This is a genomic window from Rhizobium sp. Leaf341 (genome assembly GCF_001424325.1).
Lineage (GTDB): Bacteria > Pseudomonadota > Alphaproteobacteria > Rhizobiales > Rhizobiaceae > Ferranicluibacter.
The window spans coordinates 90,499-104,190 of record NZ_LMPE01000012.1 but is presented as its reverse complement, the minus strand read 5'-3'; the positions used below and the strand labels follow the sequence as shown (position 1 = coordinate 104,190).

Below are 13,692 nucleotides of genomic sequence, written 5' to 3'. Positions count from 1 at the left end.
CAGCTGTCCTGTCAAGCTTGCGGAACCACCGGACTTTTATCGGCATCGGAAAACCACCCTCCGGACGTCCGTCGACGCCAGCTTACCTTGCGTAAGGGAGAACAGGTGCTTCCCCAGGATCGTCAGGAAGTACCGTTTCGATGAGCCGGACGCCGTTTTCCAACAGCGACCGCGTCATGTCCTGAACGGGTCTCGGGCCGTGTCGGGAGATGCCGGTCCAGCAGCGCGTCAATGTCCTCGCCCCGCATGGGTTTTCCATGCAGGTATCCTTGGAGTTGGTCGCAACCTGCGGCCCGCAGGATGTTTGCCTGATCCGTACTTTCGATGCCTTCTGCCGTGACAGGGATGTTGAGCGCCGTTGCCAGAAGGACGGTCGCTTCAAGGACATCCTTGCCGTTGGACTTCTCCCCGAGCGCCGTCACCAGCGACCGATCGATCTTGACGCGGTCGAAACCGAACGTTCGCAGCGCACCGATGCTTGCGTATCCGCAGCCGAAGTCATCAAGGGCAAACCTGACGCCAACGCGTTTCAACGACTCGATCGCCCGCCGTGCCTGATCAGGGTTCGCGATCAAAACACCTTCCGTGATCTCGAGCGTCAGACGGTGCGGATCAAAGCTCTCCCTTTCCACAATCGAAAGGACAGTCTTCGGGAAGTCCGGATTGCACAACTGGAGCGGCGAAACGTTGACCGAGAGATAAAGGTCCTTCCAACGCTTTGCGTGGATGATCGATGCGGAGAGCATCAGCGCTCCAAGGGCATCGATGAGGCCCGACCTTTCAGCAAGCGGAATGAAGGTCTCCGGGCTGACATTCCCCGTCGGGGCTTGCCAGCGCGCAAGTGCCTCGACGCCGCGGACCCTGCCGTCCCTCGCGGAGACCAGGGGCTGGAAGACCGGTGTGATGTCGCCGTTTGTTATCGCGAGGCGAAGGTCTGCCTCCAGCAGCGAGAGTTGTTCCCGTTCGACGTCGAGTGACGGATCATAATGCACGACCCGGCCCCGGCCATCTTCCTTGGCACGGTAGAGCGCCATATCCGCCCGTCTCAGGATCTCGAGCGGCTCGATGATCGCGGTCGCCGACGCAGTACCAAGGCTCGCTCCCACCTCGATCGTCCGACCGCCGATCACGAAGGGCGTACGGAAAATGGCGAGAACAGCCTTATCGATCACGGTCGAGAGATGACCCCTTTGAACCAATGCAAACTCGTCTCCGCCCAGCCGAGCCACGGCATCGACCGCTGGAGAAAGGTTGGAGAAGGCGTGAGCGACCTGCTTGATGAGCTCGTCCCCGACGGCGTGTCCCCACGAGTCGTTTACGGCCTTGAATCCATCCAGATCGATGAGATGAAGCGTGAGACTCCCGTCATCGACACGCAGGTTCTGGACCCGCCCCATCTCTTGGAGCAGGCCGCTGCGGTTCAACAGACCTGTCAGTCCATCGTGGGCAGCCTCATGCCGAGCCGTCTGCGCTAATGCCTTCAATCGGCGCGTCTCCGTTGCTCCGGAGACAAGGATGCCGATCAGGAACACGAGGAGAATGGCCAGAGCGACGATCAGTTTCGGCCGGACGACGTGGTAGAGCTCGCTGCCGGGATGCTTCTCCTCCCAGGCCAGGCGCCCCAGAGGATTCCCATCGATCGATAACAGGTCAATGGCGAGTTCGGTGTGCTCTGCTGCAGTGGCAACGCGCAGGCCGTTCAGGTCGTATGGGGTGGCCTGAGCGTCGAGCACCGCAGGGGTCAGTTCCTTCAGGAATGTCAGAACATGCCGCGGTTTCGGCAGGCCCACGGGTTCTGCGTAGGGCTGGATGGCATTGGACGCGATCAGAAACAGCTTTCCGCCTGCGGCAAAAAATTGAACCGTCGGTTCTCTTCCACCGAGAAGGGCCGCCTGAATCTGTTTCTGGAAAGAAGGTCCGAACACGGTGACCGGATCGAATACCAGGCCCTTCATGTAAGACGAGTAGATCCTTCCCGTCGGATCGGCGACGACCACACCGTCGTAAAGCGGATAGTCGGCGCTCGTCTTCGCCCAATTGGTGAAGGCCCATCCCACAGGATCGTCACCGACCGAGGCCGCGTATGCATCGTCCCAGACAGAATTGTCGCCCGTGACGGCCGCGAGCCGCCCCTCCAGCGCCGTGACGACCGAATGCGCCGCCCGTTCCGCACGGGCGTTATCGATGCGGTCGGCCGAGGCGACCATGGTGGTCACGACGTTCATCATCAGCCCGGTAAGAGTTACGCCGACGAGAAGGAAGAAGGCGGTTGCGCACGCGACGGTTACCGTCGAGCCGGTGCGGGGGGTGGTGTTTCGCGAGTCCATTGTGTTTCCGGGGTGCCGTGAAGCCTGCATCTGCGGATGTGCGTTCAGGCATCATGCCCCGCGTATCGGCGCGATCATACTGATCCTGTTCGGTACATCCGATGCTAACGGAAACGGTTAACGGCTCGTGACGGCATCCCTAGATCTAGCGATCCGATGATCGCCCGTCATGTTTTTCGCAGCGACGCTCGGCCGTCCCGGAGCGGCTTGTTCCCGCGCCCGGATAATTCGCCCCCCGAGGTTCCAAACGCGCCTGTCGCCCGTCCCAGACACGTAACGGCGCCGCCAATATGCGCCGAGACTTATAAAAGCGAGAAGGGGCGCTGAAGCGCATCCCTCTCGAACAGGCGTCCGCCACCGGGCTGGAGCGTCTCGTAGACGTTCGATCTCCTGGCAACATGCCGGGCCGTAAGGTTGTGCTCGATGGCGCCGGAAAGGGCAATGAAGCTGCTCTGCCAAGCGCGCTCAGGGCGCTCGTGCACGATCCCCTCATAGGAAACGTCGCATCGGTTGAGGCGATACTGGACGTCCGGGTAGAGGTCGGAGAGGTGTCCATCCACCAGATTCTTGCGCGGCAGACCGATCGAGACGACACCTTGCCGGTTGGCCAGCGTGGCGAGACGCGTGAGGCTATCTCCAAGTTCCGGCGAAACGTCCTCATCGGCATCCAGTTGGAAGATCCAGGAACTGCGACAGAGAGCTTGCAGCGCATTTCGCTGCCGTGCGAAATCGCCACTCAGCCGGCGTGAAAACACCCTCACCAAGCCGTTGTCGTCGTCCTGCCTTACCTCGGCAGGCGGTCCGACGCGATCGGCGAGGACGACGACCTCAGCCGCCCAGGAAGAGTGGCGCGCGGCCGTCTCCAGCACGGAACCCGCCTCCCGCTCGCTGCACAGGATGCCGACGGCAACAGCTGTCGGTGCGAGCGTTAGCAAGGATACGAGGTCGGCATCGGCCGCGAGCGTGCCATGCGGATTGCGCAATTGTTCGTCCTGCATCGCATTCACCGGCGTCGCCGCAAGACCGAAACGGGTTGCGATCGTCCGCATCGTATAGATGTCGCAACCAAAGGGATCATCGGCGTGAGCCATCGGAGGCTTTCGGGCGCAAATATCACGAAAGAACGCATCGCATTGCCGGGGATCCGGCATGGTGGCGGGCGCATCCAGCAGCAGCCCGCAGTGTGAGCAGGCATAGGGAAATGTCCGAACGACATCTCCGCTCCGCAGGGTTCGAGACGTCGGCGCAATGCCACGGGCCTGGCAAAGCGGACAGCGAGCGGTGATGGCGTCTGGCATTCTCTCTTCCCTGCCCGTCGTCGGTCAGCGTCTTGCCAAAGGGTGCAGGACAAGCCGGCCGGAATTGTGCGCGGCTTCAAACCAGGCGCGCTCGGCGCTCCAGGCATGCCCATCCCATCCGTCGAAACCGAAGCCGACGATGTCGAACGACGAGGATCCGGGCTCCTCGGCCTCCAACGTCCGGAATGTGTAGAGAAAGCCGGAGCTGAGAGCGGAGGTCGGGATTGCGCCGTGGGTCAGCAGCGCTGCACGCGCCCTGTCTTCTGTTGCCGCATCGATCCACCCGATCTCCTTACCCAGCGGACCAAGGCGCTGGCATAGGTCTTCAGCATGGCACTCGTCTTCCGGCTTTTCCGAGGGTGGAAAGACCAGCGTGATTCGCGCGGCATCCTGCACGGCCCGTCGCTGCGGGAACGTGGGATCGGCAAGCCATTCCGCCGGTTGTCCGCCACGGCTGACCAGCACGAGTTCGGACGTCTTGGTGCCGCTCGTGGAGCCGAGCCCGGCGGTGTTGTTGAACCTCACGACATGATCGTACCCGTCGATATCAAAGTCCCGACCGTCGAATTCTGGCGCGTTGCCGACAATGGCCGTCCGCTTCATCGCGCCCTCGCCCATCCGGTGTCGCGATGGCCGGCAACGGCTTGCTCGTAGACCTCGATCGTCTGGCGGCCGAGCGTCGCACGGGAGAAGGTTCCGGCCGCCTTCAACGCCTTCAGGCGGAGCTCTGCGCGCAGCGTGTCGGACGTCAGCATGTCCCGCAAGCACTCTGCGATCGCCCTGCCCGTCGTTGCCGATGCGAGCAAGCCTGCTCCGGTCTGGCCGACAAATTCGCGCGCGCTCGGGTCTTCCCCCGAGGCGAGGATCGGGCGGCCGAAGGCGATCGCCTCCTGATAGACCAGGCCGAAACTCTCGTAACGCGAGGGCGCCGCGACGATATGGGCAGCCTCGTAGAGATCAAACAGCATCGCGTCCGGCTGTCGGCCGAGGGCAAAAATGCGCCGGCGGGCGCTGGGAGACAGCGTCTCCGGCAGGTCTCTATCGGGTACACCCAGCAGGTCGACGCGAAAATTTGCGACCGACCCCGCATCGGCTTCCTGGGCGACCTGGACAATCGCATCCATGAGTTCGCGAAAGCCTTTCCTTGCCTCGGCCCGGCCGACGAAGAGAATGCGGAGCGGGTCCTGCGCGGGCGGATAGGTCGCCGCGCCCGCCCGCCTCAGCACAGCTTGCGAGAGCGAGAGGCCGATCGTTGCGTGCGGGCGGCGCGCGTCGAGGCGGTAGAGGTCGGCGATGCGGCGGCCATGCTCGGCCGTGTTGGAGATCAGCGCCGCGCTGCCGTGCGCCTGCCGGCGCTCCAGCCTATCCGCCGCCCAGGCATCCACCCGGTTGCGGGGAGAAAGCCGGCTGTCCCTCGACCAGGACGCAGGCGTGGAATTGCGCGTGACAAGCGGCAGGTCCCGCCGCCCGGCCAGAAGCGCGGCCGGCGCATACCAGTTGGTCGCCTCCACCACATCGAACGGCACTGCGGCATGCGCGGAGAGCACTGCATCGCGAAACCGCCGGGGTGCCGCAAGATGGCCGATGCCGGCATAGGTCCGCAAGCGCCCGAGTGCCGAGCGCTCCTCTATGGCGCAGCCGACAATGCGCACGCCGTCGCTCATGCTCGTGCCGGTCCTGTCTCCGGAAAACACCGTGACGTCGCAGCCTTGTTCCGCCAGACTTTCCGCGATCTCGCGGGCGGCCGTCGAAAGCCCGCTCGGCGATGGCGGATAATCCCATGCAATGAGAGCGGTGCGCATCATCGCTGGAGCAGCCTCCGATAGATATCGAGATAATCCTGCGCCATGCGCCGTGCCGTAAAACGCTGCTCAAAGCGCGCGCGGATCACGCGTCGGTCGAGTTGGCCGATCTGCCCGATGGCCGCCAGCGCATCCTCTTCGCTGTCGACGATAAAGCCGGTCACACCGTGTTCGACGACTTCGGGAACGGAGCCCCGGTTCCAGGCGATGACCGGCGTGCCGCAGGCCATGGCCTCGATCATCACAAGCCCGAACGGCTCCGGCCAGTCGATCGGAAAGAGCAGCGCGCTGGCGTTGCGCAGCAGGACATTCTTGGCCGCATCGTCCACAGGACCGATGTATTCCGCAGTCGGCGAGAGAAACGGGCGAACATGGGTGTCGAAGTAAAGCGGGTTGCCAACATCGACGGTCCCGGCTAGCCGGATCGGCCGACCCGCCGCCTTTGCCACGCGGATGGCGACATCCGGCCGTTTCTGGTCGGTCATGCGGCCGATGAAGGCGAGATAGGGTTCCGGCGTGTCGTTCGGCTCGAAGCGTGCCGGGTCGACGCCATGCAGCACGACACCTGCGCGGTTCGCCACAGGCAGCGCCTCTTCCTGCGACTGAGAAATGGCCGCGACAGGAAGATCAGGAAAAGCCGAAAAGAACAACTCCCGGTCGAGTTCATCGACGCGCCAGTGAATTGTCGTCAGCGACTGCTTACGTTTTTCGCCCAGCGTCACGGCATGGAAAAACTCGCCGTGGAAGTGCACGATGTCGAACGAGGACAGCGCGCGGCGGACCTCCTCCATCCGCACTGTTTCCAACACGGACGGGATCGACGGCGGCACGAGACCATGTTTGTTTTCAAGGAATTGCAGGCTCGGGAGGGCCCCGACCTGAGGCACCGGGCATGTGCTGTCAGAGGGGGCAAACAGCGTCACCTCGCAGCCCAGCGCCTGCAGCCCGACCGCCAGGTCGTGAATGACACGTTCGGTCCCGCCGTGGTTGAGAGGCGGAACGGGGAAAATACTTGGTGCAACCTGTGCAACTTTTATTGGCTCATTCAGTTCACGGTCGCGGTTCGGCATTTCTGGTCCTGACTGCACGGGAGATCATGTATGTTCGTTCTTCACGTCGCACTTCAAGGGTGCCTGCGCGGAAACAATGTCGAATATGGGCTGACGACGGATACGGGCGGGCATATCCGCTACCTCCTGGATCTGGTCGATGCTTGCAAACAGGAGCAGCAGGCCGAGCGCATTGTCATCGCCACGCGCGCCTTCGAAGGGTTCGGTGAAGCTTACCTCGAGCCTGTCGAAATCGTGGACGAGACCACCCGTATCGTCCGCTTGCGCACGACGCATCCCGGCTACCTCGCCAAAGAAGATCTGCATACCGAACTGGACAGCTTTTCGACCGCGCTGATCGAGCACATCGTGGCGGGCGGCCTTCGACCGGACATTCTTCACGCCCATTATGCCGATGCCGCAGTGGTGGCGGCCCGTGTCGAGGATGCGCTCGGCATCCCCTTCGTCTTCACCGGCCACTCGCTGGGCAAGGTCAAGCAGAAAGCCCTGCCCACCTGCGAGGCCGACCGCGGCTTTGCCGAGCGGATCGCAGCGGAAGAACTGGCGCTCGCCCGAGCCTCCCTCGTCATCGCATCCTCCCGCGACGAAGCGGAACTGCAATACAAGGCCTACCGTCATTACGACCCCGGCAAGATTCGCGTGCTGCCGCCCGGTAGCGACCTCAAAGCATTTCGTGGTGCGGCGGCCTCGCCCATCGTCGAGCGAGAAATGGCGCGGTTTCTGGTTGAGCCGGACAAGCCCGTCATCCTTGCCATTGCACGGCCGGTTGCCAAGAAGAACCTTGCCGGCCTGATCGAGGCCTATGGCCAGTCGGACGCCTTGCAGGCCGCGGCCAATCTGGTGATCGTCGCGGGTTCGCGGGACGACATCGACACGCTGGAGGCGGACATGGCCGCCAATCTTCGCGAGCTCCTGCGTCTCATCGACCGCTACGACCTCTACGGCAAGGTGGCCTACCCCAAGAGCCATCGTGGCGAGGATATACCCGGATATTATGCCTATGCCCGGGACCGGCGCGGCATATTCGTCAACCCGGCCTTCAACGAGCCGTTCGGTCTGACGCTTCTGGAAGCGGCCGCCGTCGGGCTGCCGCTCGTGGCGACCGACAGCGGTGGACCGAACGACATCATCGAGACCTGCGGCAACGGACTTTTGGTTGACCCGCGCGATGCGAATGGCATTGCTGATGCCTTGCTGCAGATCTTTCGCAATGACGAGATGTGGGATCGCTTTGCCGCGTGCGGCGACAGGGCGGTGAAGACCTATGACTGGGAGCGGCACGTCACGCGGTATCACGGGCTCGTCCATGACCTCGTCCGCCCACCGGAAATGGCCACGCAACGCGCCATCCAGCTTCTGATCAGCGACATCGACAACACGCTTGTCGGCTCCGTTCCGCATCTGCATGCTTTCGGCAACTGGCGCCGCGTGCAGGAGAATCTGGCCTTCGGCGTTGCGACCGGACGCTCCTTTCACAGTGCCATGGCAATCCTGGAACAACAGGACGTGCCGCGTCCGGAAGTGATGATTACGTCGGTCGGCTCGGAGATCTATACGCTCTCGGAGAACGGCGTATCCTACGAGCAGGACGAGGGCTGGCTGAAGACGATTGCCGCAAAATGGCAGCGCTCGGCCGTCGAGCGGGTCTTGCGTAGCGTATCCGGCATAACGCTGCAGGCCCCGCTGGAACAGCGGGACTTCAAGCTCAGCTATTTCAGCGACGGCAACCACGCGACCGTCGAGCGTGTGCGGACAGCCCTTCAGGAAGCGGGCGTGCTGGCGTCCGTCATCCACAGCCATAGGCGCTATCTGGATATCCTGCCGATCAAGGCTTCCAAGGGGACAGCCGTCGATCATGTGCGCCGTCGCTACGGCTTGCCGGAAAGCTCGGTTTTCGTTGCGGGCGACAGCGGCAACGACATCGAGATGTTGCAGGCCATTCCGCAGTCGATCATCGTTGCCAACTATTCCGACAATCTCGGCAAGCTGCCGGCATTGAAGCATGCCTACATCGCGTCCAGCACCCACGCCGCAGGCATCATCGAAGGGGTTCTCCACTTCCGCAACAAGGCCAAGGCCGCAGGTCTGGCATTATGACGGCAGCGGTCTCCACAAGCGTCCTGACGATCGTCCGCGGACGGGATGATCATCTGCGGGCGCTGATGATGGGGCTTTCGCAACAGAGCGTACCACCCGGCGAACTCGTGATCGCGTGGATGCAGGCCGAAAAGGCCGAAGCGCTGCCGGTCCTCTCCTTTCCGGTCTATCATGTCTTCGTTGACGGTGACGACCTCCCGCTTGCTGCAGCCCGGAACCGCGCGGCAGAGGCCGCGTCCGGTTTGCATCTCATCTTCCTTGATGTCGACTGCATTCCCTCGCCGACCACCGTTGAGGCCTATACCCGAGCGCTGACCCTGCACGATGGCGTCATGCTCGGTGAAGTCCACTATCTCCCGGGCGGCCTGCCAAGGTTTGACGGCGACGTCGCCGTGTTGGAGAGCCACGGCCTCGCCCACCCCTCCAAGCCCGTATTTCCTCCCATCGGCGTTGCCGAAGAGCCGGATTCGGGACAACTCTGGGGCCTGTCCTTTGCCTTGCGCAAGGCGACCTGGGCTTCGCTGGGCGGCATGGACGAGGACTTCTATGGCTATGGCGGCGAAGAAACGGACCTTGCGCGCAGAGCCTCGAAAGCGGGCCTCCGAACCTACCGCGTCGGTGGCGCACGCGCTTACCACCAGCATCATGCCGTCCATATTCCGCCGCTTCAGCACTTCGACCACATCCTGCGCAATGCCAGCCTGTACCACGCGAAGCACGGGGTCTGGTGCATGGACTATTGGCTGACGCAGTTCGCAGAACGCGGGCTGATCGACTGGACGAGCACGGCCCCCGAAATCCGCCTGCTGCGCCGCCCCCTTGACCGCGAAACAGACGCTGCACGCCAGCCCGACCACGTACTCTTTTCCTGATGGGACCATTTTTATGAAAAAACCGATCGCGTTCTTCGTCCACCATCAGGGCCGCGGCCACGCCAATCGTACGATGGCGATGGCCGAGCATTTCAGCAAGGACCGTCCTGTTTCCGTGCTCACCGCGGGCCCTGAGCATTTTGCCAAGGCCGACCCTCGCATCGAGGTCATCGCGCTTCCGAACATGATCGGCGAAACCGTGCCGACACCGCGGCTCTTTGCCGAACCCACGCCGTCCGTCATGCATTGCGTGCCGCTCGGCCTTCCCTCCATGCGCCGCACCATGCGGACCATCGTCGATCATCTGGATGACCGCGATGTCGGTCTCTTCGTGGTCGATGTCTCCGCGGAGATCGGCATGCTGGGCCGCATCGTCAGCACGCCGACGGTGCAGATCCGCATGCATGGCGATCGCAGCGATGTGGGCCATATCGGCTCCTACGAGGCCTGCGTCGGCATGATCGCGCCATTCGACGCCCGTCTGGAGCAGGACGATTATCCGCAGGCTCTCCGCGCCAAGACGATCTACACCGGCGGGCTGTGCACGACGCGCGACGCGGTGCCCACACGACAGGCGGCCCGGACCAGGCTCGGCCTTGCAGACGATCGCAAGGTCATTCTGGTCCTGACGGGCGGTGGCGGCAGCGGGACACCGCTGGCACCGCTGACGATTGCCGCGCGTGCGGTGCCGGATGCGCTCTGGCTGGTTGCCGGCCCCGTTCACCGGGAAGGACACGAGACGGATTTCGCCAACCTCAAGGAGCTCGGTTGGGTAGAGAACGTCACCGACCATATTGCCGCGGCCGACATCGTCGTCGCCTCCGCCGGCGATAACACTGTCCACGAGATCGCCCGTGCAGGCGCCAAATTCGTCGTCATGCCGGAATGGCGTTACTTCGCCGAGCAGCACCGAAAGGCGGAAGCCCTGGTCGCACTGGGCGCTGCCGTGACCGCACCGGCATGGCCGGGCGATTATCGTGGGTGGCAGCAGCTTCTGGATGCCGCAGAGGCGATCGACCCGGCCATTCTTCACGCGCTGCACGATCCGGATGCCGCGCGCAAGGCTGCCGACTGGCTCGAGACGCTGTGCGACGACCTCTGGCAGGGCACCGCTGTCAACGAAACGCCGCGGCTGAAGGTGGTGTAACCCGCATGGTCACCTTCACGACGGTTCTGAAAAGTGGTGGCCGCTACGATGCAGGATGGGTCGAGCGCCTGGACGCGGGCGCCCGCCGGTCGATCTCCGGGCTCGACCGTGTCGTCTGCCTTACGGATCTTGACCTTGAGGTGGCGGGGGTCGAGACCTTGCCGCTTCGCCACGGCTGGCCGGCATGGTGGTCGAAGTTCGAGGCCTTTCGCGCAGATCTCGCCGACGATCTTACGATCCTCTGCGATCTCGATACCGTCTTTTCCGGAGACGCAAGCGGTCTCGTCGATAACAGCATGGCCGCCATGGAAGATTATTTCCTGAAAGGCCGTCTCTCCACCGCGCTCATGCGCTGGCGCGGGAACGAGCTCGACCATCTCTACGAAACGTTCAGGGCGGACCCCGACCGCTGGATGCAGCCCGGCTCGTGCGGCGCGGTACCCAACTCCGTTCATGGCGATCAGGTCGTGGTGGATCACCTGCTGCGCCGCGGCGTCGGCATGCCCGCGTTCCTGCAGGAGCGCCATCCCGACCTGCTCGACTTTTATGATCCCCTTCACACGGAACAGGGTCCGATCATCATCTTCATCGGTGATTCAAAGCCGGATACAGCCATTCAGGCGGTCCAGGATGTTTGGCGGGATACCCATATGCAGATCGCGTGGAAAACAGCATCCTGACTGGCGTCGCTCATAGCGGTTCCGACCCGTTGCCCCTGCGACGGCTCGGCCACGCCTCCAAGGCTCAGCGCGATGGCGATGATGCCGCTCCGGCATCACGGTCTCAATACGGCGCCCCTGGAGGTCATCCCCCGGAGAGGGAAGCGATCCGGACGAAACGGGAGGCGCTCTCCCGCATCGGCCGCTCAATCGCCAAAATGCGCGCAATGCCCGACGGTAGACGGAGCGTGGACCACGCCGGTGGATCGCGCGCCTGAGACAGAAGAGGAGCCGACAGAATCCTTCTGCTCGAAAGCCTTAAACTGTCGGAACGGTGCCCCCGTCGATGACATACTCCGTGCCGGTGATGGATGCCGCCCGATCCGAAGCGAGGAAGGCGATGAGATTGGCAACCTCTTCGGGCTTCGCGGGCCGGCCGAGTGGTATCCCGCCAAGGCTGTCCATAATGATCTTCTTGCCACCTTCGTAATCTGTTCCGGCTTGAGCGGCCAACCGTTCAGCCAGACGCACGGATGCCTGAGTTTCGATCCAGCCGGGAGAGACGCGGACGACACTGACGCCGTGCGGCGCGACCTCCTTCGACAGGGACTTGCTGTAGGTGGACAGTGCCGCCTTGGCAGCAGCATAGGCCGTCGTCGATTCCGGCAGGGGCAGAAGACGTTGGATCGAGGTTACATGGATAACGACACCGCGCCCCTGAGCCAGCATCCCGGGCACCAGCTTTCTATCCAGCCGAACGGCAGGATAGAGGTTCGTGTTCAGCTCGCCTGTCCAATCCTCTTCACGCAGTGCCGCAAATCCTCCTCCGGGCGCCGACGAGCCGCCGAGCATGTGGACGATGATGTCGACACCTCCAAGTCGCTCACGCACGGCGTCAGAGACGGTCGCGCATCCTTCCGCAGTCGTCAGATCGGCTGCAACAAACAAATCCTCCGGCAGGCTTTCGGGTCGCGAACGCGCCGTCGTAAGCACATGTGCACCAAGGCTGCGAAACAGGACTGCCGTCGCCTCGCCAGCGCCTTTCGTGCCCGCCGTAATGAGGGCGCGTTTTCCTTCAAGGTCAAGAAACCCGGTCATGCACCAATCTCCAGTTCAAGGATTTTGCCAGTCTCGAGGACAAAGCGGAAATGCAGCCGAACGGGGCTGTTTGGAAAATCTCCGTGGACGGTGGACAGCACGCAGCGCGCGTCGCCATCGTCTTCGACGCTGATGGGCCGAGCCGTGTGACCGTACTTTTGCTTGGCGTCGAGCCACCAGCGGCGAACCTGCTCGCGACCGCGATGGGTTGCGCCTTCGTCTCTTACTGTCGCGTTGTCGCAAAACGCGCTGGTAAGCACGTCAATATCGCCAGACTGTTCCGCTTCAAAAAAGCGGGTCAGGGCATCTGGTAGAACCATGGCTGAATTCCTTCTTGTTCAGGCAATAAGAAATATCTATCCCTTGACGATTGTATTTATTAGCGGGACAAAGCGGGATGCGGAATTGTTAAAGGCGGGACAATGGAACGGGCTGCTTTGGATGAGCTGGCAGCGGTCATGGCGATCGCGCGGAAGGGGACGTTTCGCGCTGCCGCTGTCGAACTCGACATGTCGACGACGGCGCTCAGCCATACGATCGCACGGTTGGAGGCGGGCCTGGGCGTGCGCTTGTTCAACCGCACGACGCGAAGCCTGTCCCTGACGAGTGCGGGGCGAGTCTTCGTCGCGCAAGTCGGCCCAGCCCTTCAGGAGGTTCATAGCGCGCTGGAGGCGGTCCGTTCCGAGCGCGACACGCCTTCCGGAACCTTGCGCATCAATGCCGCGCCATTTGCCGCACAGGCCATCATGTCGCCCATCGTTTTCGAGTATCTTCGTCGTTTCCCCGATATGACGGTGGATCTGGTGACCGAAGGGCGACTGGTTGACATCGTCGCAGAAGGCTTCGATTTCGGGATTCGCGTGGCCGGGCTGGTCCCGAGTGACATGATTGCTGTATCGCTTGGCCGCCCGCAACGCTTCGCCATCGTCGCCTCTCCCGAATACTTCGAGAGACATATGAAGCCGATCGTTCCTCCCGATCTTCTCGGCCATCAATGCATCCGGGTCCGCCTTCCCGACGGCGGGCTTTTTCGATGGCGGTTCCAGAAGGACGGGGAGACGCTGCAGCTCGATGTCCAGGGTCGCATCATACTCGACGAGGCCAACCTGGCGCGCGCTGCTGTCATGGAAAATTTCGGCATCGGCTACTTCATGGAGCAGAACGTGATCGGGGATATCGAGGCGGGCCGGCTGGTGCGGGTTCTAGATGATTGGACGCCACCCTTTCCCGGGCTCTGCCTTTACTATCCTAACCGGCGAAATCTGTCGGTTGGCGTGAGGGAGTTTCTTGCTCTCGTCCGCCACTACGCAGGCAATGCATAG

At 62.8% G+C, this 13,692-nt stretch carries 12 protein-coding genes; 5 read left to right on the top strand and 7 right to left on the bottom strand.

Going from position 1 to position 13,692, the window contains the following annotated elements:
- Window positions 1-122 precede the first annotated feature (122 nt).
- The 5 genes from ASG03_RS13475 to ASG03_RS13455 form a co-directional block, all read right to left on the bottom strand.
- The gene (locus ASG03_RS13475) at window positions 123-2,327 is read right to left on the bottom strand and encodes a bifunctional diguanylate cyclase/phosphodiesterase (protein ID WP_082475753.1); all 2,205 of its coding nucleotides are present in this window, start codon (window positions 2,325-2,327) and stop codon (window positions 123-125) included.
- Window positions 2,328-2,629: 302 nt separating this feature from the next.
- A complete protein-coding gene (locus ASG03_RS13470; RefSeq protein ID WP_062693958.1) occupies window positions 2,630-3,418 on the bottom strand; it encodes a hypothetical protein in 789 nt (262 codons plus the stop codon).
- A gap of 231 nt (window positions 3,419-3,649) precedes the next feature.
- The gene (locus ASG03_RS13465) at window positions 3,650-4,228 is read right to left on the bottom strand and encodes a hypothetical protein (RefSeq protein ID WP_156381829.1); all 579 of its coding nucleotides are present in this window, start codon (window positions 4,226-4,228) and stop codon (window positions 3,650-3,652) included.
- A complete protein-coding gene (locus ASG03_RS13460) occupies window positions 4,225-5,427 on the bottom strand; it encodes a glycosyltransferase family 4 protein (protein ID WP_062694046.1) in 1,203 nt (400 codons plus the stop codon). Before ASG03_RS13460 ends, ASG03_RS13465 begins: the two co-directional genes overlap by 4 nt.
- On the bottom strand, window positions 5,427-6,497 hold the full coding sequence (locus ASG03_RS13455) for a glycosyltransferase family 4 protein (protein WP_062693956.1): 1,071 nt from the start codon (window positions 6,495-6,497) through the stop codon (window positions 5,427-5,429). Before ASG03_RS13455 ends, ASG03_RS13460 begins: the two co-directional genes overlap by 1 nt.
- Window positions 6,498-6,527: 30 nt before the next feature.
- Here ASG03_RS13455 and ASG03_RS13450 point away from each other — a divergent pair, with 30 nt between their 5' ends.
- Genes ASG03_RS13450 through ASG03_RS13435 form a run of 4 tightly spaced genes read left to right on the top strand, consistent with a single transcriptional unit; the run spans window position 6,528 to window position 11,293 of the window.
- A complete protein-coding gene (locus ASG03_RS13450) occupies window positions 6,528-8,594 on the top strand; it encodes an HAD-IIB family hydrolase (protein WP_062693955.1) in 2,067 nt (688 codons plus the stop codon).
- Complete coding sequence (locus tag ASG03_RS13445) at window positions 8,591-9,466, top strand: glycosyltransferase family 2 protein (RefSeq protein WP_062693954.1); 876 nt, start codon at window positions 8,591-8,593, stop codon at window positions 9,464-9,466. Before ASG03_RS13450 ends, ASG03_RS13445 begins: the two co-directional genes overlap by 4 nt.
- A 13-nt stretch (window positions 9,467-9,479) precedes the next feature.
- Entirely contained in the window at window positions 9,480-10,613 is a 1,134-nt protein-coding gene (locus ASG03_RS13440) for a glycosyltransferase (RefSeq protein ID WP_062693953.1), read from the top strand.
- Window positions 10,614-10,618: 5 nt separating this feature from the next.
- Entirely contained in the window at window positions 10,619-11,293 is a 675-nt protein-coding gene (locus tag ASG03_RS13435) for a hypothetical protein (protein WP_062693952.1), read from the top strand.
- 297 nt (window positions 11,294-11,590) lie between these two features.
- Here the strand turns inward: ASG03_RS13435 and ASG03_RS13430 are convergent, their stop codons facing one another.
- Complete coding sequence (locus tag ASG03_RS13430) at window positions 11,591-12,370, bottom strand: SDR family oxidoreductase (RefSeq protein ID WP_062693951.1); 780 nt, start codon at window positions 12,368-12,370, stop codon at window positions 11,591-11,593.
- Entirely contained in the window at window positions 12,367-12,690 is a 324-nt protein-coding gene (locus ASG03_RS13425) for a nuclear transport factor 2 family protein (protein ID WP_062693950.1), read from the bottom strand. The genes ASG03_RS13430 and ASG03_RS13425 overlap by 4 nt, the downstream gene beginning before the upstream one ends.
- A gap of 102 nt (window positions 12,691-12,792) precedes the next feature.
- On the opposite strand from ASG03_RS13425, the gene ASG03_RS13420 reads away from it, so the two are divergent.
- On the top strand, window positions 12,793-13,692 hold the full coding sequence (locus ASG03_RS13420) for a LysR family transcriptional regulator (protein ID WP_062693949.1): 900 nt from the start codon (window positions 12,793-12,795) through the stop codon (window positions 13,690-13,692).